The sequence below is a fragment of the Arthrobacter sp. 10T419 genome (genome assembly GCF_056394105.1).
In genome coordinates this window covers 94,054-119,695 of sequence record NZ_JBFTHF010000006.1, presented here as the reverse complement: position 1 = coordinate 119,695, position 25,642 = coordinate 94,054, and the positions used below count along the sequence as shown (strand labels likewise).

The 25,642-nt window shown below is 69.1% G+C and carries 23 protein-coding genes; 13 read left to right on the top strand and 10 right to left on the bottom strand.

Features of this window, described 5'->3' with window-relative positions:
- Together AC1DBD_RS11810 and AC1DBD_RS11805 are read left to right on the top strand one after the other, a co-directional pair.
- Positions 1-471: an NUDIX hydrolase gene (locus AC1DBD_RS11810; RefSeq protein ID WP_441418479.1), complete on the top strand. Its 471-nt coding sequence runs from the start codon at positions 1-3 to the stop codon at positions 469-471.
- A 125-nt stretch (positions 472-596) separates the two neighbouring features.
- The gene (locus AC1DBD_RS11805; protein ID WP_476909353.1) at positions 597-1,265 is read left to right on the top strand and encodes a VWA domain-containing protein; all 669 of its coding nucleotides are present in this window, start codon (positions 597-599) and stop codon (positions 1,263-1,265) included.
- A 115-nt stretch (positions 1,266-1,380) separates the two neighbouring features.
- Here AC1DBD_RS11805 and AC1DBD_RS11800 read toward each other — a convergent pair whose 3' ends face one another.
- From AC1DBD_RS11800 to AC1DBD_RS11790, 3 genes are all read right to left on the bottom strand, one after another.
- Positions 1,381-2,817, bottom strand: a complete 1,437-nt coding sequence (locus AC1DBD_RS11800) for a class II fumarate hydratase (RefSeq protein ID WP_441418477.1) — start codon at positions 2,815-2,817, stop codon at positions 1,381-1,383.
- A gap of 64 nt (positions 2,818-2,881) precedes the next feature.
- Positions 2,882-3,496 (bottom strand): carbonic anhydrase, encoded by a 615-nt coding sequence (locus tag AC1DBD_RS11795; protein WP_441418476.1) that lies wholly within the window; start codon positions 3,494-3,496, stop codon positions 2,882-2,884.
- Positions 3,497-3,505: 9 nt separating this feature from the next.
- Positions 3,506-4,186, bottom strand: a complete 681-nt coding sequence (locus tag AC1DBD_RS11790) for a DUF4245 domain-containing protein (protein WP_476893292.1) — start codon at positions 4,184-4,186, stop codon at positions 3,506-3,508.
- Positions 4,187-4,407: 221 nt separating this feature from the next.
- Between AC1DBD_RS11790 and glpX the strand changes: the two genes are divergently transcribed.
- Together glpX and galE are read left to right on the top strand one after the other, a co-directional pair.
- Entirely contained in the window at positions 4,408-5,430 is a 1,023-nt protein-coding gene (glpX, locus tag AC1DBD_RS11785; protein ID WP_175322845.1) for a class II fructose-bisphosphatase, read from the top strand.
- 115 nt (positions 5,431-5,545) lie between these two features.
- On the top strand, positions 5,546-6,520 hold the full coding sequence (gene galE / locus AC1DBD_RS11780) for a UDP-glucose 4-epimerase GalE (RefSeq protein WP_476893250.1): 975 nt from the start codon (positions 5,546-5,548) through the stop codon (positions 6,518-6,520).
- Between the two features lie 2 nt (positions 6,521-6,522).
- Here galE and AC1DBD_RS11775 read toward each other — a convergent pair whose 3' ends face one another.
- The 5 genes from AC1DBD_RS11775 to AC1DBD_RS11755 all read right to left on the bottom strand — a co-directional run bounded on the left by AC1DBD_RS11775 (position 6,523) and on the right by AC1DBD_RS11755 (position 12,256).
- Entirely contained in the window at positions 6,523-7,482 is a 960-nt protein-coding gene (locus tag AC1DBD_RS11775; RefSeq protein ID WP_476893249.1) for a lipid II:glycine glycyltransferase FemX, read from the bottom strand.
- Between the two features lie 3 nt (positions 7,483-7,485).
- Positions 7,486-8,751, bottom strand: coding sequence for a mannose-6-phosphate isomerase, class I (manA, locus tag AC1DBD_RS11770; protein WP_476982168.1), 1,266 nt, complete (start codon positions 8,749-8,751; stop codon positions 7,486-7,488).
- A gap of 69 nt (positions 8,752-8,820) precedes the next feature.
- Positions 8,821-10,452 (bottom strand): LCP family protein, encoded by a 1,632-nt coding sequence (locus AC1DBD_RS11765; RefSeq protein ID WP_476982167.1) that lies wholly within the window; start codon positions 10,450-10,452, stop codon positions 8,821-8,823.
- Between the two features lie 11 nt (positions 10,453-10,463).
- On the bottom strand, positions 10,464-10,988 hold the full coding sequence (gene purE, locus AC1DBD_RS11760; RefSeq protein ID WP_476893291.1) for a 5-(carboxyamino)imidazole ribonucleotide mutase: 525 nt from the start codon (positions 10,986-10,988) through the stop codon (positions 10,464-10,466).
- A 74-nt stretch (positions 10,989-11,062) separates the two neighbouring features.
- On the bottom strand, positions 11,063-12,256 hold the full coding sequence (locus AC1DBD_RS11755) for a 5-(carboxyamino)imidazole ribonucleotide synthase (protein ID WP_476982166.1): 1,194 nt from the start codon (positions 12,254-12,256) through the stop codon (positions 11,063-11,065).
- Positions 12,257-12,470: 214 nt separating this feature from the next.
- Between AC1DBD_RS11755 and AC1DBD_RS11750 the strand changes: the two genes are divergently transcribed.
- A complete protein-coding gene (locus tag AC1DBD_RS11750; protein WP_441418470.1) occupies positions 12,471-13,043 on the top strand; it encodes a GtrA family protein in 573 nt (190 codons plus the stop codon).
- Positions 13,044-13,075: 32 nt separating this feature from the next.
- On the opposite strand, the gene AC1DBD_RS11745 is transcribed toward AC1DBD_RS11750, so the two are convergent.
- The gene (locus tag AC1DBD_RS11745) at positions 13,076-13,804 is read right to left on the bottom strand and encodes a TIGR03089 family protein (RefSeq protein WP_476982165.1); all 729 of its coding nucleotides are present in this window, start codon (positions 13,802-13,804) and stop codon (positions 13,076-13,078) included.
- Positions 13,805-14,176: 372 nt separating this feature from the next.
- Between AC1DBD_RS11745 and AC1DBD_RS11740 the strand changes: the two genes are divergently transcribed.
- Genes AC1DBD_RS11740 through AC1DBD_RS11730 form a run of 3 tightly spaced genes read left to right on the top strand, consistent with a single transcriptional unit; the run spans position 14,177 to position 19,912 of the window.
- Positions 14,177-14,722 (top strand): WhiB family transcriptional regulator, encoded by a 546-nt coding sequence (locus tag AC1DBD_RS11740; protein ID WP_175322802.1) that lies wholly within the window; start codon positions 14,177-14,179, stop codon positions 14,720-14,722.
- Positions 14,723-14,751: 29 nt separating this feature from the next.
- A complete protein-coding gene (locus AC1DBD_RS11735; RefSeq protein ID WP_476982164.1) occupies positions 14,752-18,180 on the top strand; it encodes a glycosyltransferase family 2 protein in 3,429 nt (1,142 codons plus the stop codon).
- Positions 18,173-19,912: a DUF5719 family protein gene (locus AC1DBD_RS11730; RefSeq protein ID WP_476982163.1), complete on the top strand. Its 1,740-nt coding sequence runs from the start codon at positions 18,173-18,175 to the stop codon at positions 19,910-19,912. The genes AC1DBD_RS11735 and AC1DBD_RS11730 overlap by 8 nt, the downstream gene beginning before the upstream one ends.
- A 30-nt stretch (positions 19,913-19,942) precedes the next feature.
- On the opposite strand, the gene AC1DBD_RS11725 is transcribed toward AC1DBD_RS11730, so the two are convergent.
- A complete protein-coding gene (locus AC1DBD_RS11725; RefSeq protein ID WP_441418466.1) occupies positions 19,943-20,443 on the bottom strand; it encodes a metallopeptidase family protein in 501 nt (166 codons plus the stop codon).
- A 165-nt stretch (positions 20,444-20,608) separates the two neighbouring features.
- Between AC1DBD_RS11725 and AC1DBD_RS11720 the strand changes: the two genes are divergently transcribed.
- The 5 genes from AC1DBD_RS11720 (at position 20,609) to AC1DBD_RS11700 (ending at position 25,608) form a co-directional block, all read left to right on the top strand.
- Positions 20,609-20,998, top strand: a complete 390-nt coding sequence (locus AC1DBD_RS11720) for a DUF3499 domain-containing protein (RefSeq protein WP_476982162.1) — start codon at positions 20,609-20,611, stop codon at positions 20,996-20,998.
- Between the two features lie 82 nt (positions 20,999-21,080).
- Complete coding sequence (locus AC1DBD_RS11715; RefSeq protein ID WP_441418465.1) at positions 21,081-21,329, top strand: Trm112 family protein; 249 nt, start codon at positions 21,081-21,083, stop codon at positions 21,327-21,329.
- 119 nt (positions 21,330-21,448) lie between these two features.
- Positions 21,449-22,927 (top strand): adenosylhomocysteinase, encoded by a 1,479-nt coding sequence (gene ahcY / locus AC1DBD_RS11710; RefSeq protein WP_441418464.1) that lies wholly within the window; start codon positions 21,449-21,451, stop codon positions 22,925-22,927.
- Positions 22,928-23,070: 143 nt separating this feature from the next.
- A complete protein-coding gene (locus AC1DBD_RS11705; protein ID WP_476982203.1) occupies positions 23,071-24,294 on the top strand; it encodes a L,D-transpeptidase in 1,224 nt (407 codons plus the stop codon).
- Between the two features lie 114 nt (positions 24,295-24,408).
- A complete protein-coding gene (locus AC1DBD_RS11700; RefSeq protein ID WP_476926094.1) occupies positions 24,409-25,608 on the top strand; it encodes a L,D-transpeptidase in 1,200 nt (399 codons plus the stop codon).
- The last annotated feature ends 34 nt before the right edge of the window (positions 25,609-25,642 follow it).

Here is a 25,642-nt window from a genome sequence, read left to right as displayed (position 1 = left end):
ATGGCCACCCCTGAATTCATCCTGAAACTGCGTGAGAAGATCGGCCAGGAACCCCTCTGGATTCCCGGCGCCTGCGCCGTGGTCTTCGACGACGCCGGCCGGGTCCTGCTCGGCCAGCGCGCCGACAACGGCCGGTGGGGTCTGATCACCGGGATCCTGGAACCGGGCGAGGAGCCCGCGCCGGGCCTGCTGCGCGAAGTCCTGGAGGAAACCGGCGTGGTGGCCGTTGCCGAAAGGCTGGTCTCGGTGGACGCCGTTGGTCCCACCACCTACCCGAATGGCGACGTCTGCCACTTCCTGACGCTGGTGTTCCGCTGCCGTTATGTCTCCGGGGAGGCGCGCGTCAACGACGACGAATCCCTCGCCGTGGGCTGGTTCCGGCCCGAAGAATTCCCCGAGCTGATGCCCGGGCATCTGGAATCGATCGAACAAGCCCGGGATCCGGACGGCGCGGCGCACTTCCGGAGCTGACGTAGGCCGGTCCGCCCGGCCGGACCGCGGACATGATTGTCAGAGCCCGGCCATAGCCTGATTCCATCCAGCTCTCCCAGCTGGCGACAGTGGCCCGGGCACGCCCGGGCCGGAAACGGGGAAGCATGACAGATTCAGCACTGACGCACGTGTATGTCCTCCTGGACCGCTCCGGTTCCATGAGCTCGATCGCCGATGACACCGTGGGAGGCTTCGCGGCTTTCGTCCGCGAGCAGCAGGCGGTGGCGGGCCGATGCAAGCTTTCGCTGGCGCAGTTCGACGACGTCTACGAGCGGGTCTACGCCGCGGTGGACATCCGGGACGTTCCGCCGCTGGTGCTCCAGCCGCGCGGCAGCACGGCCCTGCACGACGCCATGGTCCGGCTGATCGGGGAGGCCGGCGCTGAGCTGGCGGCGCTGCCCGAACCGGAGCGTCCGGGCACCGTGCTCGTGGCGGTGCTCACCGACGGCCACGAAAATGCCTCACGCGAGGCCAGCGGTGCCATGGTCAAGGCCCTGGTCGAACGCCAGCAGCACCAGTGGGGCTGGCAGTTCACCTACCTTGGAGCCAACCAGGACGCCGTCCTGACGGCGCACGGGCTGGGCATCCGGGCCGAGGACGCCCTGACGTACGCGGCCGGCAACGTGGACGCCGCCTTCTCCGGCCAGTCCGCCAAGACCCGGCGGCTCCGGGAAGCCCGCATGGCGGGTGCCAGCCTGGACGAAGCCGCTGCCTACTCTGCTTACACCGCGGAGGAACGCCGCGCCGCGGGAGGAGAGGTGCCGTTGGAGTAGCACCGCCCGCCTTTCGGATGAGCGCCGTGCCGGCTAAACGCACGACGGCGGCCGGCGCCTTCCGCTGGGAAGGTGCCGGCCGCCGTCGGACGCTACGGGCCGCGGAGCCTGGCGACTAGGCCTTGTGCGGCGGACGCGTCATGGACATGACGTCCAGGGCGGTGTCGAGCTGCTCTTCGGTCAGCTCGCCGCGCTCCAGGAAGCCCATGGCCACGACGGTCTCGCGGATGGTCAGGCCCTCGGCGACTGCCTTCTTGGCGATCTTGGCGGCGTTCTCGTAGCCGATGAACTTGTTCAGCGGCGTGACGATGGACGGCGAGGCTTCGGCGAGGAAGCGGGCGCGCTCCACGTTGGCGGTGATGCCATCGATCATCTTGTCCGCCATGACGCGGCTGGTGTTGGCCAGCAGGCGCACGGATTCGAGCAGGTTGGCGGCCATCACGGGGATGCCGACGTTCAGTTCGAAGGCGCCGTTGGTGCCGGACCAGGCGATGGCGGTGTCATTGCCGATGACCTGGGCGCAGACCATGATGGAGGCCTCGCAGATGACCGGGTTGACCTTGCCGGGCATGATCGAGGAGCCGGGCTGCAGGTCCGGGATCGCGATTTCGCCGAGGCCGGTGTTGGGGCCGGAGCCCATCCAGCGGAGGTCGTTGTTGATCTTCATGAAGGAGATCGCGATGTTGCGCAGCTGGCTGGACGCTTCGATCAGGCCGTCGCGGTTTGCCTGGGCCTCGAAGTGGTCGCGGGCCTCGGTCAGCGGCAGTCCGGTGTCGGCGGCGAGGAGTTCGATGACGCGCTCCGGGAAGCCTGCCGGGGTGTTGATGCCGGTGCCGACGGCGGTGCCGCCCAGCGGGACCTCGGCGACGCGGGGGAGGGAGGCGTTGATGCGTTCGATGCCGTAGCGGACCTGCGCGGCGTAGCCGCCGAACTCCTGGCCGAGGGTGACGGGGGTAGCGTCCATGAGGTGCGTGCGGCCGGACTTCACCACGTCCTTGAACTCGATGGCCTTGCGGTCCAGCGAGTCGGCGAGGTAGCCCAGCGCCGGGATCAGGTCGTTGATCAGCGCCGAGGTGGCAGCCACGTGGACCGAGGTCGGGAAGACATCGTTGGAGGACTGCGAGGCGTTGACGTGGTCGTTCGGGTGAACCACCTTGTCGCTGCCGGCTGCCTTGAGCGCGCGGGACGCGAGCTCGGCGATGACCTCGTTGGTGTTCATGTTCGAGGAGGTTCCGGAACCGGTCTGGAAGACGTCGATCGGGAAGTCGCCGTCGTACTTGCCGGCGGCAACCTCATCGGCGGCGTCCGCAATCGCCTGGGCAAGCTCGCCGTCGAGCACTCCCAGCTCTGCGTTCGCCTGGGCTGCAGCCTTCTTGACACGGGCGAGGGCCTCGATGTGGGCGCGCTCCAAGGTCTTGCCGGAGATCGGGAAGTTCTCGACCGCGCGCTGCGTCTGTGCCCGGTACAGGGCGTTCACGGGAACGCGGACTTCGCCCATCGTGTCGTGTTCAATGCGGAATTCTTCAGTGTTCAAGTCTGCTGTGGAAGTCATGGGCCTAGCTTATTCCGCCCAAGCGTCGCACCGAAAACCATGAACCGGCACTGAAACGAGGCTCCTAGAGCTCACCGATCCCGGAGACGAGGTCTGCCCGGCCCTCGGCGAGGCTGTACGCAAGCCCGATCACGGCGGCACGGCCGCTTCCGACGGCGTCGGAAATCACCCGGGAACTGTCCACCAGGCGCTGCGAGGTCTGCTTGACGTTCTCCACCACCATGTCGTTGACCTCGTGCTGGTCGTTGCGCAGCGAGGTCAGCACCGACGGCGTGATCCGTTCGACCAGGCTCCGCATGAAACCAACCGGCATCTGGCCGGTCTCCACGGCGTCCTTGGTGGCGATGACGGCACCGCAGCTGTCGTGGCCAAGGACCACGATCAGCGGCACACCGAGCACGCTGATGCTGTATTCGAGCGAGCCGAGCACGGCGTCGTCGATCACCTGGCCCGCGGTCCGGACGACGAACGCGTCGCCGAGGCCCAGGTCGAAGATGATTTCGGCGGCCAGGCGCGAGTCGGCGCAGCCGAAGATGACGGCGAACGGATGCTGGTTCTCCACCAGGGAGGACCGCCGCGAGGCGTCCTGGTTCGGGTGCGAGGATTCGCCGGCGACGAAACGGTCATTTCCTTCGCGCAGGCGGCGCCAGGCGAGGGCGGGAGTCAGGTAAGTAGCCACGGCCCTACCTTACGACGCCGGGGTGGCCGAGGGGGAAACCGTGGCTGCCGCGTTACCTTCCAGCGACTTAACAACCGCCGCGGCGAGCACCGAGAATTCTTCCAGCTGCGCGGGTCCGGTCAGGATCACTGTGGTCCCGCGGTAATCGAGCACCATGGACTTCTCGCCCTTGCCGGTGTCGCGCAGCTGCCAGTCGCGGCCGCCGGCGGTCCGCGTCCCGGTCACCGGCGCGTTTTTCGTCTGCTGCAGCAGCCAGGTCGGGTTGGCCTGCCGGGTCTGAACCAGCCCGATGAAGGACTCCTTGGGCGTCAGGTAGCCGACCTCCCAGGTGGCCACGCCACTGCCGGAACCGGACTCCCAGCGGGCGTAGTTCGAGCGGAATGTGTCGCCGGTTTCCGGGGTTACCGGTGTGAATCCCGCCACACCCGCGGCGTTTTGCGCGATGGCGCTGACGTTGATGTCCGGACGGTACCCATCGCTCTTGGGCGAAGGGTTCATCAAGACCACCGGCAGGAACGCGCCAATGCTCAGGGCCAGCGCGATGATCATACCGATCACCGAGGCGTTGGCCCGCTTTGCCGCTGCGGCGCGGATGACGGGCTTGACGGGCTGTTCGCCGGCGGCGCTTTCGCCGTCCGGCGTTGCACCAACGGAGGGCGATCCGGGGGCCTCGGGCGACGTGTCCTGCAATTCATTCACCCCTCTATAGTCGCCCATTCCGGACCGATCTCACATTCGGCGGGAGGGCGCCTGCCGAATTCGGGCAGGTTCACGGTTTGGTCATTCCATGACCGATGGAGGCCGCCGCGACTATGATCAGTACCAGACGAATCACCGCGGTGGCCGGAGACCCGATGCCGCGGGTTCAATGATCGCCACTCGAAGAAGAGGTTCACGTGTCACCAGCGTCCATGACCCAGAAGTACTCCACGCTTTCCCCGTCGCTCGCCGTCGGCATCGACGAGCCTGACCGCAACCTTGCCTTGGAGCTGGTCCGCGTCACGGAGGCCGCGGCCATCGCCGGCGGCCACTGGGTCGGTTTTGGCGACAAGAACAAGGCCGACGGCGCCGCCGTCGACGCCATGCGCTCCTTCCTGCAGACCGTCCACTTCAACGGCGTCGTGGTCATCGGTGAGGGCGAAAAAGACGAAGCCCCGATGCTGTTCAACGGCGAGCGTGTCGGCGACGGCACCGGCCCCGAGTGCGACGTCGCCGTCGACCCGATCGACGGAACCCGGCTGACCGCCCTCGGCATCAACAACGCCCTGGCCGTCCTGGCCGTGGCCGAGCGCGGCTCCATGTTCGACCCCTCCGCCGTGTTCTACATGGAGAAGCTCGTCACCGGTCCGGAAGCCGCCGACATGGTGGACCTGCGCCTGCCGGTGAAGCAGAACCTGCATCTGATCGCCAAGGCCAAGGGCGTCAAGGTCAACCAGCTCAACGTGATGATCCTGGACCGGGACCGGCACCGCCCGCTGGTCGAGGAAATCCGCGAGGCCGGCGCCCGCACGAAGTTCATCATGGACGGCGACGTCGCCGGCGCCATCGCCGCGGCCCGTGCCGGTACCGGCGTCGACGCCCTGATGGGCATCGGCGGAACGCCGGAAGGCATCGTCGCCGCCTGCGCCATCAAGTCCCTCGGCGGCGTCATCCAGGGCCGGCTCTGGCCCACCAGCGACGAAGAGAAGCAAAAGGCCATCGACGCCGGACATGACCTGGACCGGGTGCTCTCCACCAACGACCTGGTCTCCAGCGACAACTGCTACTTCGCGGCTACCGGAATCACCGACGGCGACCTGCTCAAGGGTGTCCGCTACTCCAAGGACAAGGTCCTCACCCAGTCCATCGTGATGCGCTCCAAGTCGGGCACCATCCGCTTCGTGGACGGCGAGCACCAGGCCAGCAAGTGGGAAGGCTACGCCCGCAAGAGCTAGCACCAGCGGCACTCAAGAGATCCCGGGACGCGCCCTGCGTCCCGGGATTTCTTATTTGTGCGGCAGTCCGACGTCGGCTTGCCGGGCTCTCGCCGGCATTGGATAGGGTGGAGCCATGACTTGGCTTGTTACTGGCGGCGCAGGATATATCGGTTCCCATGTGGTCGCGGCTTTGCGCGCGGCGTCGATGCCATCGGTGGTGGTGGATTCACTGTCCAGCGGGCACCGGGAATTCGTCCCGGACGGCGTGCCCTTTGTGCACGGGAACATCCTCGATGCCGAGCTGATGGCCCGCACCATGCTCGATCACGGCGTGACAGGGGTGATCCACCTTGCCGGCTTCAAGTACGCCGGTGTCTCCGTGCAGGAGCCGCTGCTCACTTATGAGCAAAACGTCACCGGAACGGCGGAACTGCTCAAGGCGATGGAGCTCGCCGGAGTCGACAAACTGGTGTTCTCTTCCTCCGCAGCCACGTACGGCACCCCGTCCGGGGACATCGTCACCGAGGACACGCCCACCCGGCCGGAATCCCCGTACGGCGAGAGCAAGCTCATCGGCGAGTGGCTCATCCGGGACCAGGGACGGGCCCGGGGACTGCAGCACACCTCGCTGCGTTACTTTAACGTCGTCGGCTCCGGATCACCCGAGCTTTACGACACGAGCCCGCACAACCTTTTCCCGATCGTGCTGCGGGCGCTGACGTCGGGGAAGACCCCGAAGATCTACGGCACCGACTACAACACCGAGGACGGCACCTGCGTGCGCGACTACGTCCACGTCGCCGACCTCGCGTCGTCCCACGTGGCCGCGGCCCAGGCCCTCGCAGCGGGCCGGACACTGGAGCGTGTCTACAACCTCGGATCCGGCGACGGCCTGTCGGTCCGGCAGATCATGACGGCCATGGCTCAAGTGACCGGCATCGACTTCGAGCCGGAGATCGGGCCGCGCCGGCCCGGGGATCCCGACCGGATCGTCGCCGACGGGACCCTGGCCGGCCGAGACCTTGACTGGAAGATGCGCCACTCTGTCGAGGAGATGGTCGCCAGCGCCTACGAGGCGCAGAAACGCGCGGTTTCGGCCGGAAGCTAGCGCTACTTACCGAGCCTGGCGCGCAGGCCCTTGAGGAGCTGGGCGGCCTTGCGGGCGAGCTGGTACGCGCCGTAGCGGACCTTCTTCACCGGCAGGTCCCAGGTTCCGGGGTACGCAATTTCACGGCCGCCAAAGGATTTCTTGAACGCCGTGAATCCGGCCCACTTATGGTCGGGCTGGTCCGCGGGGGCCACGCCCCAGAGGTCCACGTGCGCCAGGCCCTTGTCCTTGGCATCGGCCATCAGCGTGACCAGCAGCGGAATACCCGCGCTGAGCTTCCGGTGCGTGTCATCCAGGGCGGCGTGCGCATAGGTGCGGGTGTCCGCGGAGTCGTAGGCCAGGGCCGCAGCGATCGGCTTGCCCTCGAGTTCGGCGATGAAGAGCGTGGCGGCGCCGGCCGGCATCAGCGAACGTGCAACCTGGGTCAGGTACTCGTCACTTTGCGGCTTGAAGCCGTTGCGTGCCGCGGTCAGGTGCAGGAACTCCAGCAGCACGGAAATCTCCGCGGGATCCTGGCTGGACCGGAAGGTCACACCCTTCTTATGGATGTTGCGGTACAGGTTGCGGTTGACCGGCTTCATGTCCGCCAGGACGCCCTTGAAGTCGCGGTCCAGGTCCACGATCCAGCTCAGTTCGGGCTGCAGGTTCGCCGGCGCGGGCCGCAGGCCGCGGCTGCGCAGCACGGTGCCGGCGTCGGCGGCCGCGAACCCGGCGCTGACCGGTTCCAGCCGGATGCACACCGCCCCGCACCGTTGCGCCAGCGCCGTCAGGGACTCCAGCGCGGCGTCGAAGGCGGCTAGGGACTCGGCCAGCGGCCCGTACGGCACGTACAGCACCTTCCCGGCAGGGTTGCGTTCCTCGACGGCGAGGAAACGCCAGCCCTCCCCGGCCTGCTCGTGCACGGTGCGGCCCAGGGCGCGCTGGACGTCGGCCCAGTGCGGGCCCTGCAGGAAGTAATCCACGGTTCAGGCCTTCATTCCGGTAGAGACGGCAAAGGCCACGGCGGGCCCGGTGGCACCCGCGACGGGGTGCACGTTGACCGGCGCCTCGGCGGCCGGGAGGAATGCCGAAGCGCCCCGCTCCAGCTGCAGATCGCCCTTGGGGGAGTCCAGCAGGATTGCGCCGGACACCACGATGATGACCGCGGCGCCGGCCTGCGCCAGCGGCACGGGTTCCGCGCCGGGGCGCAGTTCCACCCGCTGCAGCGCGAATTCCTGGAACGGCGGCCGATAGATCTCCTGGCCGAGCATCGTCGTCTCCGCGCTGAGCGCCGGCACGCCGACGGCCTCGAAGGCGATCGTCTTCAGCAGTTCCGGCACGTCCACGAATTTCGGTGTCAGCCCGCCGCGCAGCACGTTGTCCGAGGACGCCATCACCTCGATGCCGAGCCCGTGCAGGTACGCGTGCACATTGCCGGCGGGCAGATACACGGCCTCGCCGGGGGCGAGGGAAATCCGGTTCAGCAGCAGCGAGATCAGCACGCCGGGATCCCCGGGGTAGTCCTGGTTGAGGTTCACCACCGTGGTCAGCTCCGCCCCGTGCGATGCCATGGGCGCGCCGGAGACCAGCGCGGCGACGACGGCGGCCGTCGCGGCGGCGACGTCCTCGCCGCCGGCGATCAGCCGCTCGAAGGCTGCCCTAAGGGCCGCCGGTTCGTCGGACCGGGCCAGGTCTTCAAGCAGCCGGGGGAGCAGGGCCGGGACGTCCAGGCCCGCGACCTCAAGGCACTGCACCAGGTGTAGGAACACGGTCCGCGACTCTGCCGCCGGCCGGAACCCGCAGAGGGCCTCGAACGTCGTCAGGGCGAAAATCATCTCCGGCTTGTGGTTGTCGTCCTTGTAGTTCCGCTCCGTGGCGGCCCGGTCGACGCCGGCAGCCTCCTCGCGGGCGAACCCGGCCCGCGCCTGCTCCAGCGTCGGATGCACCTGCAGGGACAGCGGGCGTTCGGCGGCAAGAACCTTGAGCAGGAACGGCAGCCGCGGACCGAAGCGGGCCACGCTGTCGCCGCCCAGATGGTGCTCCGGGTCGCTGGCGATCAGCTCGTCCAGGGCCAGCCGGCCGCCGTCGCCGTCGGCGGCTGCTGCGGTGACTGCCAGCGACGGGGAGTCCGGGTGGGCGCCGATCCAGAGCTCGGCCTCCGGGCCGCCGGAGGCCGGCCGGCCGAGCAGACCGGCGATCGCGGTGGTCGATCCCCAGGCGTAGGGCCGGAGGACGTTCTCAAGTTCGTACACGGAATACCTATCTGCTCATGGCGAGCTGGTGGCTGGAACCTGCTGGAGGGACGGAACAACCGTCCGGACCTAGAGTGGCGCGCACTGGCCGTTGGTGGCCACCAGGTTGCGGATGGACTGCTCATCGCCGTTGCGTTTGAAGTCGTTGAGCATTTTCTCCGTGATCGGCTCGCCCTCCGGCGTGGTGGTCACGGGAGTGAAGCCCGACGACGACGGCGACGGCGAAGGCTCGGTGGCGGAGAGTGCTCCGGCCGCGGAGAGCGGTCCGGGCACCAGGGCCGGCTGGCGGATGGAGTCGTCGGCTGCCCCGGCCGCGGGAGCGGGGCCGAGCAACTTGTCCACCGCCTGGTGGATCTTGTTGAAGTCCGGCACCGTGGAGAAGGAGGCGTCGAAGTCCGGCGGCCCGATCGTCAGCCGGCTTACGGGCTGGCCCTTGGACTTCATCGCGAGGTCCACGAAGCTGCCGAGCTGGCTGGCGGAAATGTTGGAGTCGACCACCTTGGTGCCGGCCTTGACGATCCCCTCGAATTTCGCGAGCAGCGTCGCGGGATCCATCTGCTTGAGCATCGCCTGCTGGACGCACTGCTGGCGGGCGATCCGGGCGTAATCGTCGACGAATTCGCGGGAGCGGCCGTACCAGAGGGCGTGATAGCCGTCGAGCTTGTTGTCGCCGGCCGGGATCCAGCCCAGCGGCATGCCGTGGATTCCGTTGGCTTCGTCGATGGTGGGGCCGCTGATCGGGACCCACCCGCCGGCCTTGATCCGGATGCCGCCCATGGCGTCGATGAGTTTGGCGAAGCCGTCCATGTCCACCAGCACATAGGCCTGGACCTTGATGCCGAGGGTGCCGGAAACCGCCTCGAGGGTGGCTTGGGCGCCCGGGTCCTGCACGCCGGGGTAAAGATCCTTGTACTTGTTGGTGACCTCGGTGTTGATGGCGTTGATGAGGCACTCATTGCCGCAGTCGTAGCCGTCCGGGTAGATCTTCCGCATCGGGGAGCCCTCGCTGAACTGCGCGTTCTGGAGGTTGCGGGGGATGGAGATGATCGCCGCCTTGCCGGTCTTGGCGTCCACGCTGATCACGGACAGGCTGTCCGGGCGGCGGCCGGTGCGGTCCGCCCCGGCGTCGCCGCCCATCATCAGGAAGTTGTAGCGGCCCTCGGACGGCTCCATGGCCGGGCCGTTGGCGAAGATCGTGCCGATCGCGTCCCGGCCGACGTTCAGCAGGTACGCCGCGTAGCCCAGGCTGCCGCTGCTGAGCAGCATGGCCAGCATCAAGGTGGCGACGACGGCGGTGCGCGTCCCGGTCTCAAGCAGCACCGGGCGGACCAGGCGCAGCGTATTCAGGAACAGGGCCGCCCAGCCGAGGGCGAGCAGCGCAAGCACGATGACCAGCACCAGCGAGGTGGCGGGATTGGCGATGAAGTTGATCAGCGTCGGGCGGGACACCACCAGCAGGACCAGGGCCGCGATGACCAGGACCCATGCGGTCAGGGTGACGCGGAGCGCGAACCGCCCCAGCCGGCGGTTGCCCGCGACGATCTGGGCGCTGCCGGGGACCAGCAGCGTCATCAGGATCAGCAGGAAGGCGCGCTTGGCCAGGACCGGCGACGCCGCTCCGGAGGGGTAGCGGACCGGGTCCGTCAGGGCGCTCCGTGGCGGCTGCGACTTTTCCTGCGCAGCGGCGAAACCTTTGCTCATGTGCTGGACCCCTACCGGCCGCCCCGCGTGACGCTGTTTTCGTCCGAGAAGACTTCGGCCACCTTGCTGCGCAGGTTCGCACCCTTCCGGGTGGCGGCGTCGTTGAGTTCCTGGGCAAACTGCACCAGTTCGGACCGCAGCTGGTCCGCGAGTGCGTCCGTGCCCGAGGCCAGCATCCGGACCGCGAGCAACCCGGCGTTGCGGGCGCCGGCGATCGAGACCGTGGCCACCGGCACACCGGCGGGCATCTGAACGATGGACAGCAGCGAGTCCATCCCGTCCAGGGTCTTCAGCGGCACGGGCACGCCAATCACGGGCAGGGGAGTCACGGAGGCGAGCATGCCGGGGAGGTGTGCTGCGCCGCCGGCGCCGGCGATGATCACGCGCAGGCCGCGTTCATGCGCGGTCTGCCCGTAGCGGATCATCTCGGTGGGCATGCGGTGGGCGGAGACGACGTCGGCTTCGAAGGGGATACCGAATTCGGCCAGCGCCTCGGCGGCGGCCTCCATCACGGGCCAGTCGGAGTCGGACCCCATCACGAGGCCCACAATCGGGGCGGCCCCGTTGCCGGAGTTCCGGGAAACGGAGTCTTGGGCTTCGGTGCTGGCGTTCACGCGTTCTCCTCAGGGTTCCCCGGGTCGGCGGCATGCGCCCGTCCGTCCCGGATGATGTTGGCGACAGTCGCGGCCCGCTGCCGGACGGAGTCGACGTCGGCGGCAGAGGCCCCGACCAGATTGACGTGCCCGATTTTGCGGCCAGGCCGCACGGCCTTGCCGTAGCAGTGGACTTTGGCGGCCGGCTCACTCGCGAGGGCCGCGGGGTAGGCGGAGAACAGGTTCTGGTTCGCGCCGCCGAGGAAATTCTTCATGACCACCACAGGTCCCAGCAGGTCGGTGGCTCCCAGCGGCAGGTTCAGGATGGCGCGCAGGTGCTGTTCGAACTGGCTCGTGACCGAGCCGTCCTGCGTCCAGTGGCCGGTGTTGTGCGGACGCATGGCGAGTTCATTGATCAGGAAGCCGGCGCCGACCCCGGGGGTTTCGAACATCTCCACGGCCATGACGCCGGTGACGCCGAGCTCGTTGGCGATCCGGACGGCGGCGTCCTCGGCCGCGGCGGCGACCTCCAGCGGGATGTCCAGGGCGGGGGCGATGACTTCGTCGCAGACACCGTCGACCTGGACGGTGTGGACCACCGGCCAGGCCCGGGATTCGCCGTCGGGCGTCCGCGCAACCATGGCCGAGAGTTCACGGCTGAACTCCACCTTGGCCTCGGCCAGCAGCGGGCTCATCGCCTCGAACCAGTCGGCCGCGTCCGCGGCATCGTCGGCGGAGGCGACGATCCGGACGCCCTTGCCGTCGTAGCCGCCCCGCGGCGTCTTGAGCACCACCGGCCAGCCGGCGTCGTCCCCGAAGGCAACCAGATCCTGCACGTCCGCCACGGCGGCCCAGCGCGGGTTGGGAAGCTCCAGCCGGTCGATCGCTGCGCGCATCACCAGCTTGTCCTGGGCGTTGACGAGGGCATCCGGGCCCGGGTGGACGTTGACGCCGGCCTCGATCAGGGCGCGCAGGTGCCCGGTGGGGACATGCTCATGGTCAAAGGTCAGCACGTCCAGGCCACGGGAGAACTCCAGCAGGTGGTCAAGGTCCGTGTAGTCGCCGACCGGAGCCTTGGCCACGGCCGCGACGGCGGAAACGTCCTCAGCCTCGGCGAGGACACGGAGTTCGAAGCCGAGGGCGGTCGCGGCAGGGGCCATCATGCGGGCAAGCTGGCCGCCGCCAACCACACCGATTACAGGAAAAGTCACATCTCCCAGCCTACCGAACACCTGCGCGGAACCGGCCTTCGCACGCCCGGGCCGCCCAAACAGCCCTCTAAACAGCGGCATTTTCGGCGCGGTTTGCCGGGCGCCGCCGCGGATTGGGGCCGGCTGGGGGCGCACACCCGGGAAACGGCGCTAAAATGGGCCGTTGGCCATGTGGCCGCCAGATTCCACCAGATTCAAACGGCCATGGAGGGTCATGATTAACACACTTGCAGATCGTGCGCGTGGGCTTGCCTCGCTCTTCTGGCGCGAAGTGGCCAAGTTCGGCGCCGTCGGCGGTGTCGCCTTCATCATCGACAACGGCCTGACGTACTACCTGATGCACGGCGCCATGTCCGACAGCGAGGCGAAGGCCCGCTTCGTCGGTGCAACCGTCGCCACGATCTTTTCCTGGATCGCGAACCGCTTCTGGACCTTCCGCCACCGGCGCCAGGAAAACGTGCTGCGTGAATTCGCCATGTTCGTCCTCATCAACGGCATTGGCATCGGCATCTCCACCGGCCTCACCGCCCTCGCCAAGTACGGCATGGGCATCACGGACAAGAACATGCTTTTCTCCGCCGGCATCGTCGGCATCCTCGTCGCCACGGTGGTGCGGTTCTTCGCCTACCGCTTCCTGGTTTTCAACAAGGAACTCGACGACGAGCCGGAGTTCTCGCACGACCACGAAATCATCGAACGGCACCCGCACGGCCAGGACACCGTCAGAGTTCCCGGGCAGGGCCTCCAGGACCCGGACGTTCCCGGAGTCGAACCCGACCATCGCTGATCCGGTCCCGCCGCTGACAAGACCGGCCCGGGTCAGCTCCGGCTGACGCGCTCGTCACTGAGCAGCCGGTCGGTCACCGCAACGTCCGGGTGCACCAGCACCACGGAACCATCGCGCTGCCACGCCCCGAGGGACTGCGCCAGAACCGATTCGAGGCCCTCGGCGGCCCGGACCAGCAGCCGCTCCCCGCCCTCCGCGGACTCCGCCGCCGGGCCCTTCGCCGGCACGGCAAAACCCTGCAGCAGGTCAGCGTGGCTGTACGCCCCGCCCGCAGCACCCCGCACGGCCCGGCGGCCGGCTTCCGGGTCCACGTGCGGCATGAAGAAGTCGCCATGGGAGCGCACCTCGGCGGCGTAGTCCACGACGCCGGAAGGCAACTCGCCCAGCCAGCGCATCGCCAGCGCCGGCAGCGCGACCGCCACGACGGCGTCGAACGCACCTTCCGCGGCCGCCGGCCCCGGCTCCGCGGTGGCAAGCAGCTCGGCTTCCGCGGCGTCGAGCACCACCTCCATGCCGAGCTGCCAGGCGGCCAGCGCGAGCACCACGGATTTCCAGTGCGCCGGCAGATCCAGTCTCAACCGCGTTCCCGGCTCGGCGTCCAACTCGTCCTGCAAGAGATTGCTGGTCTTGGCCACCCAGTTGTCCAGCACCCGGCCGGAGAGCTCCACGCGTTCGGCGTCGGGCCCGTACCAAGTCAACCGGGGCGAGGTCGACTGGCCGGATCGCAGGGCTGTCATCAGTTCGATTGCCGGGATGCTCATGCCCTCATCTTGCCACGGCGGCGCGGGCGTGATCTCGGTCACGGCCGGAGCGGGGACCCGTCCTGGAGGGTGGCAGGGCGGTGGAGGGCGGCGCCGGAAAATCAGCGTAAACGCAGGAGAATCGCAGAAAAAGCACAAGAAAGTGGTCAGCAGGCTGTCAATTCCTTGCCAGCGGGCGGACGGAGCGCGAAAACTCCCGGGCGTGGCGTGCCCCGGCATTCTGACGGGAATTGATTATTATCTCCGCTGCGGCTTGACTCCCGGATACTTACACACGTGTAATTAGGTATCGAAAGCCAATGCGCATCAGGCGGCACACAACCGAGTGTCCGAGGGTCAGGCAAAGGCTGCAAAATCAGAGAGGGAACGCCAATGGGGCTTGCAGAGCGTATCCATGAAGATGAAGTTGTCGCCGGCCAGGCGACGGCAAAATACCGTTCACGCGGGGTGCCGAGTGACTGGTACGTCGACCCGGCCGATCCGGACGCCGCGGAGCGGTACAACGAACACACCCAGGATTCGCTGCAGGACCAGGCCACGGCCTTCCTCGCAGCCCATGAAGCACTTCTGGCGGGGAATCCGGAGCAGGACAATGATCCGCTCGACCCGCCAATGGAACTGCAGACCCTGCACTCCGGAACCACCGCCCAGCCGGTGTGGATCGGGTTGCCGTCCCGGCAGGACTTCGATGACGAAGGCGAGCTCGGATGGCAGACAGACGCACTCTGCGCGCAGACCGACCCGGAGGCCTTCTTCCCTGAAAAGGGAGGCTCCACCCGCGACGCCAAGAAGGTGTGCGGTGCATGCAATGTACGCTCACAGTGCCTGGAGTACGCCTTGTCCAACGACGAGCGCTTCGGCATCTGGGGCGGCCTCTCCGAGCGGGAACGCCGCCGGCTTAGGAAGCGGGCAGTCTAATTCTTCAAGAAGTACGAGTCACCGCCGTTGTGGTAGCCCACAACGGCGGTGACTATCTCCCCAGGACCCTGGCGGCATTGGCGGCGCAGACCCGTCCAGCGGATGCAGCCATCGGGATCGACACCGGATCACGCGACGACTCGGCGGCACTGCTTGAGCAGGCGCTCGGCAAAGCCAGCGTCACCGTCTTCGACCAGGCCAGGACCGGTATGGGCGGTGCCGTCCAGGCCGGACTGAAGGCGCTCGCGCCCTGGCGCGGGGACGCCGGGCACGCCGCCTCCGAGTGGATCTGGTTGCTGCACGACGACGCCGCGCCGGCTCCCGAGGCCCTCGCCGAGCTCCTGCACGCCGTGGAGCGGGCGCCATCGGTCACCGTGGCCGGCTGCAAGCAGCTGGACTGGCACGCAGGCCGACGGCTGATCGACGTCGGACTTTCCACCAGCCGCTGGGCCGAGCGCCTGACGCTGATCGAAGCCGACGAACTCGACCAGGGCCAGTACGACGGCCGCAGCGACACCTTCGCCGTCAACTCGGCCGGCATGCTGGTGCGCCGCGACGTCTGGGAGGAGCTCCGCGGCTTCGACCCTGCCCTTCCGGGCAGCGGCGACGACGTCGACTTCTGCTGGCGCAACCGGCTCGCCGGCCACCGCGTAGTGGTGGTCCCGAGCGCCCGGATCTTCCACGTGTCGCACCGGCCGCACGCCCAGGGCAACGCGACGGCGGCCCGCAAGGCCCAGGTCCACCTGCGGCTCAAGCACGCCTCGGCCTGGAAGGTTCCGCTGCACGCCGTCGGCGCCCTGCTGGGCAGCCTCTTCAAACTTGTCCTCAGCATCGCCGTCAAGGACCCCGGCCACGGATTCTCCCAGCTGCTGGCAACCCTTGGCGCCCTCGGGAGGCCCGCGGCCGTGTACCGCGGCCGGCGCAACGCGGCCCGCACACGGCGCATCCGCCGCTCCGTCATCAAGGGGCTGCAGACGCCGCGGCGCGAGGTCTGGGCGCACCGGCGTTCGCTGATGGAGGCGCTCGGATCCGACGATACCGACGCGTCGTCCAGGCACGACCCGCTGGCCGAACAGCCCAGCGGTGATTCCGCCGACGACTTCGCCGCCCTGGACATCACCGGGCGCGGCTGGGCGGGAAACGGCGCCCTGCTGGCGCTGCTGCTCACCGCCGCAGCCTCCCTGATCGGCCTGCTGAGCCTGTTCCGCGCCGACGCAGTCACCGGCGGGGCGCTGATCCCGGTCTCGGCCCGCCTCGGCGACATCTGGAACCATGCCTCTGGCTGGTGGATTGCCCTCGGTGCCGGCCTGCCGGGCCACGGCGACCCGTTCGGCTACGTGCTCTGGGGGCTGGGCGTCCTTGGCGCCGGCAACACCAACGGCGCCGTGGCCTGGCTGCTGGTGCTGGCCATGCCGTTGTCCGCGCTGGGGGCCTGGTTCGCCGCCGGCGCCCTGACGCGCCGGCGCAGGCTGCGTCTTGTTGCCGCGCTCATCTGGGCCGGCGCTCCCGCCCTCCAGGTGGCACTCAACCAGGGCCGCCTCGGCGCGCTCATTGCGCACGTGATGATGCCGTTGCTAGTCATGGCCCTGCTCCGCGCCACCGGCTCCGTCCCGGGCCGCGGACGCTACGCCGTCCCCGCGCCGGGCGAGCGGCGCTTCACCGAGGCGCCTCCCGTCAAGCCCGGAATCAACGGCACGCCGTCCTGGACCGCGGCGGCCGCGGCGGGACTGGCGCTGGCAGTCGTTACCGCGGCGGCGCCCTCGCTGCTGCTGCCCTCCTTCACCGTCGTCATACTGTGCGGCGTGCTGCTGCGAGGCCGTGGGCGGACCGTCTGGTGGTCGCTGCTTCCCAGCCTTGCCCTGTTCCTTCCCTTTGCCCTCTCTGCCCTGGACCGGCCGCGGGCCCTGCTGGCCGACCCGGGCCTGCCGCTGGGCTTCGATGCCGCGCCGCTCTGGCAGCAGGCGCTGGGGCAGCCGCTGCGGTTCGAGTCCGGCGCCGGCCTGGCCGGACTGACGGTCTTCGGGCCGGGGGCCGTGCCGTGGGCGCTGCTGCTGGCACTGCTGCTAGGCCTGCCCCTCCTGCTGCTGGCCCTCACCGCTCTGTTCCTCCCGGGCCGGCGTGGCACGGGCCGGCGGCCGCGGCTGGCCCGCAGTTTCTGGGCCGCCGCCGTGCTGATGCTGGCGGGCGGCTGGCTGGCCGGGCACGTCGCCACCGGCGCCAGCGCCGACGTTCTGGTCTCCCCTTTCACCGGGCCAACGGTATCGGCGGCGGCGTTCGCGCTGCTGGGGGCGGCGCTGCTCGGCGCCGAAGCCGTCCTCGACGCCGCAGACGCGACCGCTACGGCCGCACCGGGCCGGGCGTTTTTGGTTCGCAAAATCCTCATCCGGGGCACCGCCGTCACCGCAACGGTGCTCCTGCTCGCCGGGCCCCTGGCCGGGCTCGCCGCGTGGGCCGCGCACAACGTGCTGCAGTCCGACCCGCCTCCGGCCGCCGCGGCCGCCCCGGGCGGGGACGCGTCAGATGCCGCCGCCGGCAGCATCGCGGGGGCGGATGCGGACACCAACGCTGACCATGGCAATGGTGCGCTCGGCACCCGCCGGCTGGTCCAGGCCAGCAAGGCCCGCACGCTCCCGGCGACGGCCATCGACCGCGGCGAGGGACCGGAACAGACCCGGACCCTGGTCCTCTCCGCCAAGGAGGACGGAACGTTCGCGGCCGCGCTCATGCGGGGCGACGGTACCAGGCTGGACGAGCTGTCCGCCGTGGCCTCCGCCCGTCAGGTGATGGGCGAGCCGGGCAAGGAAACGGTCCGGGACGACGACGCCGTCGCGGCTTCCCTGCGCAGCGTGGTCGCCACGATTGCCGCCGGCCAGGGCGTGGACCCCCGCCGGCAGCTCGAGCAGCTCGGCGTCGGGTTCGTGGTCCTGGAGGCCAGCGACAGCTCGGCGGAACTGACGGCCAGCCGGATGGACGCCGTTCCCGGCCTCGTGGCCGTCGGCCAGACCGACGTCGGCTGGTTGTGGCGGATCAGCCCGCTGAACGAGACGGCTGCCAAGGCCGCCGACGTCGCGCACCGCGTGCGCGTCGTCAACGCTGCCGGCACCACCGTCGGGCTGCTGCCCGCCGGGGTGGTCGCCGCCGACGCGGCCGTGCCTGCCGGGCCCGAAGGCCGGCTGGTGGTCCTCGCCGACCGCGCCGATCCGGGCTGGAGCGCCTGGCTCGATGGCCGGCGCCTGACCGCCACCACCGCCGACTGGGCGCAGGCGTTTACCCTGCCGGCCCAGGGCGGCCAGCTCAGCATCCGCTACGAAAACCCGTGGGCCCTCTGGACCGGAATCGTCCAGGCCGTCGTGATCGGCCTGACAATCCTGCTGGCCATTCCGATGCCTGCCCGCCGCCCGAACACCGGGCTCTCCAGGGACGAAGGCTCCCTGCGTAAGGAACATCAGCATGCATGACAACCATGGGGCCCCAACGCCTCCGGAACGGCCCGAACCGGCCAAGCAGCCCCAGACACCGGCGGTTGAGAGCCGGCGGGACAGAAGCGCACGCGGCGCCCAGCCGGACACGGCCCACACCGGGGTTACCGCGTTGGCCCGGCTGAAGAGCCTCTCGGGGGCCGTCGGCGGAGTTCTCTCCGCCGCAGTGCTCGTCGCCGCCGGCGGCGGGCTGGTCGCGGCAGCCGCACTCACCCCGCAGGTCACCGGCAGCCGGCCGCTGGAGGCGCCGCTGGCCGCGGTTCCGGCCGGCAGCAGCGTGGGCATCTGCCCCGGACCTGCACGGCTGCTCGAAGGCACGCCCGTCGGCACCGACCCGCAGTTCAGCCCGGAATCGGCGACCGCCAAGAGCGCGGTCAGCGCCGTCGTCATCAGTTCCAGCACCGGCGCACTTCCCGGAAGCCGGCTCGCCGCGCTGGCCGGCAGCCGGCTGGTGGAACTTGCCAAGGCCACCCCTGCCACCGCGGGGCCGGCCGCAAGCCCCGCCCCGGGCGCCCCTTCGGCGCTGCGGGCCGGCGTGGTGCCGCAGCGCGCTGTCGACGCCGTCAGTGTGCTCAGCGCGGATGCCCAGGGAAACCAGCAGCCCTCTGCCGGGGCCGTGATGAGCTACACGGCCACGGACGGGGATCTGCGCGGCACGGCTGCCGCCGCCTGCCAGCGTCCGGCCAACGACCTGTGGCTGGTCGGGGCGAACACCGCCCTCGGCCGGACCGCCGTGCTGAACCTCAGCAACGCCTCCGGGACGCCGGCTACCGTCAGCCTGGATCTCTTCGGCGCCAAAGGCCCCATCCAGGCCCCCGGCAGCCGCGGGCTGCTGGTCGCGCCGGGCAGCACCCGGTCCATCATCCTGGCCGGCCTGGCGCCCGGGCAGGACCAGCTGAGCGTGCGGGTGCGCAGCACCGGCGGCCCCGTCGCAGCCGTCATCCAGCAAAGCGTGCTGCGCGGGCTGACCCCCGGCGGGGTGGATTTCATTTCGCCGGGAACGGCCCCCGCGACCCGCCAGGTCATCTCCGGCATTGATATCCAGAACCCGGACGCCCTGGCGGCGCTGGCCGCCAAAACCGGCTTTGCCGACGCCAAACCTGCCCTGCAGATCACCGTCCCCGGCGCCGCGGACGCCGTGGTGGAAGTGAAACTATTCGGGCGCGACGGCCAAAAGGCCCTGCCCGGCGGCGGCGTAGTCACCGCCAAGTCGGGCGCCGTCACCGAGGTCTCCCTCGCGGGCGTCCCGGCGGGGCACTACACGGTGGCGGCCAGCTCGGACGTTTCCTTCGCCGCCGCGGCCCGGGTCACCCGTGGGCTCAATGCCGAGGAAGCCGCCGATTTGGCCTGGGCGCCGTCTTCGGCGAGGCTCGGAAGCCAGCACGTCGTTCCGGTGCCCCGGACGGGCGAGCGGTTCCTGATGTTCGGCGCGCCTGAAGGCCGCGCCAAGATCTCGTACACGCCGATCACTGCCGACGGCAAGGTCCGGGCCGCGGCCACAATGGACATTGCCGGCGGAACCACCGCCTCCGTCAGAATTCCCGGGGACGTGGGTGGCTCGCCGCTGGTGGGGTACCTGGTCTCGGCGGCGGGGGATGCGGCCTACGGGGCCGTCATGCTGCAGCAGGGCGGCAGGTCCGACATCGCCAGCATCCCGGTTCTCCCCGGGGCGGCCGGCCAGGAACAGATCCCGGTCACCCTCGGGTACTAATCGCGACGGCCGGCGCTCAGCAACGGCGGCCTAATAGCGGCGGCGGTACACCGGGTCCAGCGACTCGGGCGGGACGCCGAGCATCTCCGCGGTACGCTCCACCACCACGTCATGCACGAGGTCCTGGAGTTCGTCGCGGCTGCCGCAGGCCTGCTCGACAACCCTCCGGTAAAGCGTGATCACGGGGCCCTCCTCCGCCGTCGCCGGTGTGTAGGAGCCCATCGGCGCCGGGGTGCCGTCGGCTACGAGCTTCTCGAGTCCGGGCGGGATTTCCTCGACCGCAAAACGGACCCCGTCCAGCGGCTTGCCCCAGATATCGTGCAGGCGCTGGGCCGAATCCAGGACAAAGTCATCGAAGCGGTCCGAACGTGTCCGGTAGCCGGGCAGCGTCGGGAGCATCAGCTCGCCGCGCAGGCCGCGGCCGTGCCGGTTCCTGCGGCGTTGCCGGAAGCTCTTCCCCTTGGCGGCGCCGCCGTCGCCGGGGTCAGCCAACCGGACCGTAAAGCCGGGATCATGGTGCGATGACTGCATATCTTGACTCTAAACCCGGCGCCTGATTTCTGCGATATGGCGGCCGCCGCGACCCGCCGTCGGAGCCCGCCCGACGCCGTCGGCCGCCCTGGGCGCGGCGTCCCGGGGCCGGACGGGCGTTTCAATGCGCGGGAGCGGGCAGGTGGGGGAGTAGTCTGTGATGTCGTGGGTGCAATTCGTCAGTGTTCAAGGTCAGCCTGCCGCAATTCGGCGGTGGCTACTTTGACGTACGTGTATGCCGACTCCACCGCGGTGCTCGGCCCGCTGGCCACCTACGCCGAGCCGCACTGCTACGACCTTTGCGAACAACATGCCGGTACCCTGACCGTGCCGCGGGGCTGGGAAGTCCTGAGGCTCGCGATGCCGGCCACTCCGGCCGGTCCCGGGCCCGATGACCTGCTGGCCCTTGCCCATGCGGTCCGCGAGGCCGCCGTCCGGCCCGCAGCCGCAGAGCCCGCCCAGGGCCAGCGTGCCGCGCATCCGGCCCTCGAAGCCCCGGCCGCCGCCGACGGTACGCGCCGCGGGCACCTGCGCGTCCTGCGCGAACCCTCCTGAGCCGCGAACTGGCGGTAGGCTGGGAACTGAAATTTCCGTACGCCACCGGCGCCAGCGGCGTCGCCCCCAGGGAGCCTTCACCATGCCACTGATCAGTCCCGAACTGTTGTCTGTCCTGCGCTGCCCCGTGACCGGCTCAGCCCTGGTGCAGGAGGGCGAAGAGCTCGTCGCCGCATCGCCCGACTCGAACGGGCAGAAGCTGCGCTACACGATCGAGGACGGCATCCCGCTGCTGCTGCCGCCGGAGCTGCTGGCCGCGGCCACCGCCGCCTCCTCCGATCAGCACGACGGCGGCCGTCACGACGGCGCGCCCCGCCACGCCGCAGAGTAGCCCCGCCCTCCGGTGCGGGCGGCGGACGGAACAAGCGCCGCCGACCCATCGGAGGGTGCCTCGGCGCCGAACCACTTGCAGTCCCTTCAGCTATATTCCGGCTACCCCAAAGGATCCCCATGACTTTCGACTATAAAATTGCCGACATTTCGCTGGCCGAGGCCGGCCGGCACCAGATCCGCCTCGCAGAGCACGAGATGCCCGGGCTGATGTCCTTGCGCGAGGAGTTCGGCGCGAGCCAGCCACTCAAGGGTGCCCGGATCGCCGGCTCCCTGCACATGACGGTGCAGACGGCCGTGCTGATCGAGACCCTCACCGCCCTCGGCGCCGAGGTCCGCTGGGCTTCTTGCAACATCTTCTCCACCCAGAATGAGGCCGCAGCCGCCGTCGTGGTCGGCCAGGGCACCGTCGAAGACCCGCAGGGCGTTCCGGTGTTCGCCTGGAAGGGCGAGACGCTCGAGGAATACTGGTGGACGGCCGAGCAGATCCTGACCTGGCCCGGTGCGGACAGCAACCCGGACCTGGGCCCGAACATGATCCTCGACGACGGCGGCGACGCCACCATGCTGGTGCACAAGGGCGCGGAATTCGAGGCCCTGGGCGCCGTGCCGGCGGCAGGCGACGATGAGTCCGAGGAGGGCCGCGTCTTCCTCGAGGTGCTGCGCGCCTCGCTGCAGAAGGACCCGCAGAAGTGGACCCGGATAGGCTCGCGCCTGCTCGGCGTAACCGAGGAGACCACCACAGGCGTCCACCGTCTCTACCAGCTCGCCGAGCAGGGCAAGCTGTTGTTCCCGGCGATCAACGTCAACGACTCCGTCACCAAGAGCAAGTTCGACAACAAATACGGCATCCGCCACTCGCTGCCGGACGGCATCAACCGCGCCACCGACGTGCTGATGGGCGGCAAGGTCGCCGTCGTATGCGGGTACGGCGACGTCGGCAAGGGCGCCGCGGAGGCGTTCCGGGGCCAGGGCTCGCGCGTGATCGTCACCGAAATCGACCCGATCTGCGCGCTGCAGGCGGCGATGGACGGCTACCAGGTGGCCACGCTCGAGAGCGTGCTGGCTGAAGGCCACATCTTCATCACCACCACGGGCAACAAGGACGTCATCATGGCCGAGCACATGGCCGGGATGCGCGACAAGGCGATCGTGGGCAACATCGGCCACTTCGACAACGAGATTGACATGGCCGGGCTCGCCCGGATCCCCGGCATCAAGAAGGTCGAGATCAAGCCGCAGGTGCACGAGTGGGTCTTCGATGCCGGGACCGCGGAAGAGCGCTCCATCATCGTCCTGTCCGAGGGCCGGCTGCTGAACCTCGGCAACGCGACCGGGCACCCCTCCTTCGTGATGAGCAACTCCTTCGCCAACCAGACCATCGCGCAGATCGAACTGTTCACCAAGGCGGGCCAGCCGGAAGGTGAGCGCGAGTACGAAAAGCAGGTTTACGTGCTGCCGAAGATCCTCGACGAGAAGGTGGCCCGGCTGCACCTTGGCGCCCTAGGCGTGCAACTGACCGAGCTGACCAAGGAACAGGCCGCCTACCTGGACCTCGACGTCGCCGGCCCGTACAAGCCGGAGCACTACCGCTACTAAGCGCGACACTGCGAGCAAAAGGGGCCCCGGACTTAGCGTCCGGGGCCCCTTTTGTGACCGTATCGTGGCGCTGGCAACGGCGGGCCGCACCAGAAATTCACATATGCTTTCAAGGTAACGTCTGGAAGGACCCGAGTATTGTGATCGCCCCGAAAAGCTGGAGCACCGGCCGGAAAGCCGCCGTGCTGGCAGCCGTATGCGCCCTGGCAGCCGGCGGCGGAGTCTTCGCCGCGGCAGGACCCCTGGCGCACGCCTCCTTTGCCTCCGAAGCAGGATCGCCGGAGCGATCGACCCAAGGCCTGGCCTTCCCGGTGGTGCCCCCGCTCCAGCTCGCCGCCGCGCCCGCCGACGCCGCCGTCCAGGTCAACCCGGCCGCCCCGGTCACCCTGAAGGTGGGCAACGGCCGGATTGAGCGGGCGGCCCTGACAAGCGAGACGGGCCAGTCCGTGGACGGGAAGCTCAGCGCCGACGGATCCAGCTGGGCCGCCGCCGGGCCGCTGGAATTCAACACCCGCTACAGCTACAGCTACTCAGTGGTTGACGGCGCGGGACGATCGACCGAGAACACCCGCAGCTTCACCACGGTGACCACCGCCAACGAGGCGGACGCTGCCATCTATCCGCTGGACGGCATGAAGGTCGGGGTCGCGCAGCCGCTCCAGCTCACCTTCAGCGAGCCGGTACTGAACCGCGCCGCCGTCGAAAAGGCAATCAAGATCAGCTCCACCTCGGGCCAGGTCGGGGACTTCCACTGGTTCAGCAACACCATGGTCCGGTACCGGCCGCAGAATTTCTGGGCGGCCAACAGTACCATCACCATGGACATCAAGCTCTTTGGCGTCAATCTGGGCAAGGGCCAGGTCGGCAACTTCAATAAGTTGGTCACGGTCCACATTGGCGACAAGAAGGTCGCCGTGGCGGATGCCAAGGCGCACACCTTCACGGCCTCGATCAACGACCGGCAAGTCGGGCGGTGGCCCGCGACCATGGGGGACACCCGGTTCCCGTCGGCGCGCGGCTACCTGGTGCTGATGGAGAAATACCGGGTGGAGCACATGGACGCCCGCACCATCGGCCTCAAACCGGGCGACCCGGCCTACTACGGGCAGCTCGACGTCAATTACGCCACACGACTGACCCCCAGCGGCGAGTTCATCCACCAGGCCACGGCCTCCGCGATGCCCTACATCGGCAAGGTCAACCTCTCGCACGGCTGCGTCGGCCTGGGACCGGCCGGCGCCAAGTGGGTCTTCGACAACATGACGACCGGGGACGTGGTCCAGGTGGTCAACACCGACGGCGACTATGCGGCGTACGACGACGGCTTCGGGGACTGGAACATCCCCTGGGCGAAGTACGCGAACTGAGCCGGGGCGCCTGGCAAGGCGCCGGGGGATTTGCACAATGGGGGAATTGCAGTTGGGGGATGCGGGATGGCCAAGACGGTAAGGCAAGGCAAGAGCGGTCGAAGTACCGGCAAGATGCTGGCAGTAGCCGGGATCTGCCTCGCCATCTGTGCCGGCGGAATCGGCGTCGCCACCGGCCCGGTCTGGGCGGACAGCGACCTGCCCTCGGAAGCGGGGTCGCCGATGCGCAACGTCTCGGGCCTGGTTGCGCCTGTCGTGAAGGCCGTTGAACTCGGGGTAACGCCGACCGACGGCGCCCGGGACGTCAACCCGGCCGCCCTGCCGTCGGTCAAAGCCGTCAACGGCGTAATCAAGGACGTGGTGCTGCGGCCCGAACCCGGCGGCGCCCCCGTCCCCGGCACCACCAGCGCGGACGGCTCCACCTGGACCGCCGGGGACCCCCTGGAGTTCGACACCCGGTACCACTACAGCTTCACGATCGTGGACCTGGCCGGCCGGGAGACGAAAAAGGTCCAAAGCTTCTCGACCGTCGCCACGGCCAACGAAGCCGACGCCGCGGTCTATCCGCGGGGCGGCAGCACCATTGGCGCCGGGCAACCCATTGAGATCGTGTTCAGCGAGCCGGTCATCAACAAGGCGGCCATGGAGAAGGCCGTGAAGGTCACCGTCTCCTCCGGTCAGGCCGTCGCCTGGCGCTGGTACTCGGACCGGCGCGTCCGGATCAGGCCGGAGCGCTTCTGGGCCGCCAACAGCCGGATCACCGTGGACCTGAAGCTGTTCGGCGTCGACTTCGGTAACGGCATGGTTGGCAACTCGAACGTCCCGGTGTCCTACAAAGTGGGGCCGCAGCGGCTCGCCGTCGTGGACGACGTCACGAAGACGATGAAGGTCTACTTCGACGGCCGGCTGGTCAAGACCGCACCGGTCACCCTCGGCGGCGAGGACTGGCTATCACCCTCCGGCTACGCCGTCATCATGGAGCAGGAACGCCGCTCCAAATTCAACGCCGGCAGCATCGGCCTCAAGCCCGGCGACAAAGGCTACTACCCGCCGCTTACCGTCGAGTACGCCAACCGGCTGACGACGTCGGGTGTCTACGTCCACCAGGCACTGGAGTCCGCATGGGGCGCGGTGGGCCGGTTCAACGTCTCTCACGGTTGCGTTGGACTGCTCCCGGCGGACGCCCAGTGGTTCTTCAACAACATGAGGACCGGCGACGTGGTGCAGACCCTGAACACGGGGGCGGCGCCGGTGGAGCCGCTGGAAGGCTTCGGTGACTGGAACATCCCCTGGGCCCAGTACGGCAAGCGCTGAGCCCGCGCGGCCGGCAAACGCCGAGCCCCGCGGC

What these genes read in the sequence shown, in the direction of transcription:
- AC1DBD_RS11810 (WP_441418479.1), top strand. Translation starts at nt 1, where the DNA reads ATGGCCACCCCTGAATTCATCCTGAAACTGCGTGAGAAGATCGGCCAG.
- AC1DBD_RS11805 (WP_476909353.1), top strand. Translation starts at nt 597, where the DNA reads ATGACAGATTCAGCACTGACGCACGTGTATGTCCTCCTGGACCGCTCC.
- AC1DBD_RS11800 (WP_441418477.1), bottom strand. Translation starts at nt 2,817, where the DNA reads ATGACTTCCACAGCAGACTTGAACACTGAAGAATTCCGCATTGAACAC.
- glpX (WP_175322845.1), top strand. Translation starts at nt 4,408, where the DNA reads ATGACCCAGAAGTACTCCACGCTTTCCCCGTCGCTCGCCGTCGGCATC.
- galE (WP_476893250.1), top strand. Translation starts at nt 5,546, where the DNA reads ATGACTTGGCTTGTTACTGGCGGCGCAGGATATATCGGTTCCCATGTG.
- AC1DBD_RS11765 (WP_476982167.1), bottom strand. Translation starts at nt 10,452, where the DNA reads ATGAGCAAAGGTTTCGCCGCTGCGCAGGAAAAGTCGCAGCCGCCACGG.
- purE (WP_476893291.1), bottom strand. Translation starts at nt 10,988, where the DNA reads ATGGGGTCCGACTCCGACTGGCCCGTGATGGAGGCCGCCGCCGAGGCG.
- AC1DBD_RS11750 (WP_441418470.1), top strand. Translation starts at nt 12,471, where the DNA reads ATGATTAACACACTTGCAGATCGTGCGCGTGGGCTTGCCTCGCTCTTC.
- AC1DBD_RS11745 (WP_476982165.1), bottom strand. Translation starts at nt 13,804, where the DNA reads ATGAGCATCCCGGCAATCGAACTGATGACAGCCCTGCGATCCGGCCAG.
- AC1DBD_RS11740 (WP_175322802.1), top strand. Translation starts at nt 14,177, where the DNA reads ATGGGGCTTGCAGAGCGTATCCATGAAGATGAAGTTGTCGCCGGCCAG.
- AC1DBD_RS11730 (WP_476982163.1), top strand. Translation starts at nt 18,173, where the DNA reads ATGCATGACAACCATGGGGCCCCAACGCCTCCGGAACGGCCCGAACCG.
- AC1DBD_RS11725 (WP_441418466.1), bottom strand. Translation starts at nt 20,443, where the DNA reads ATGCAGTCATCGCACCATGATCCCGGCTTTACGGTCCGGTTGGCTGAC.
- AC1DBD_RS11715 (WP_441418465.1), top strand. Translation starts at nt 21,081, where the DNA reads ATGCCACTGATCAGTCCCGAACTGTTGTCTGTCCTGCGCTGCCCCGTG.
- ahcY (WP_441418464.1), top strand. Translation starts at nt 21,449, where the DNA reads ATGACTTTCGACTATAAAATTGCCGACATTTCGCTGGCCGAGGCCGGC.
- AC1DBD_RS11700 (WP_476926094.1), top strand. Translation starts at nt 24,409, where the DNA reads ATGCTGGCAGTAGCCGGGATCTGCCTCGCCATCTGTGCCGGCGGAATC.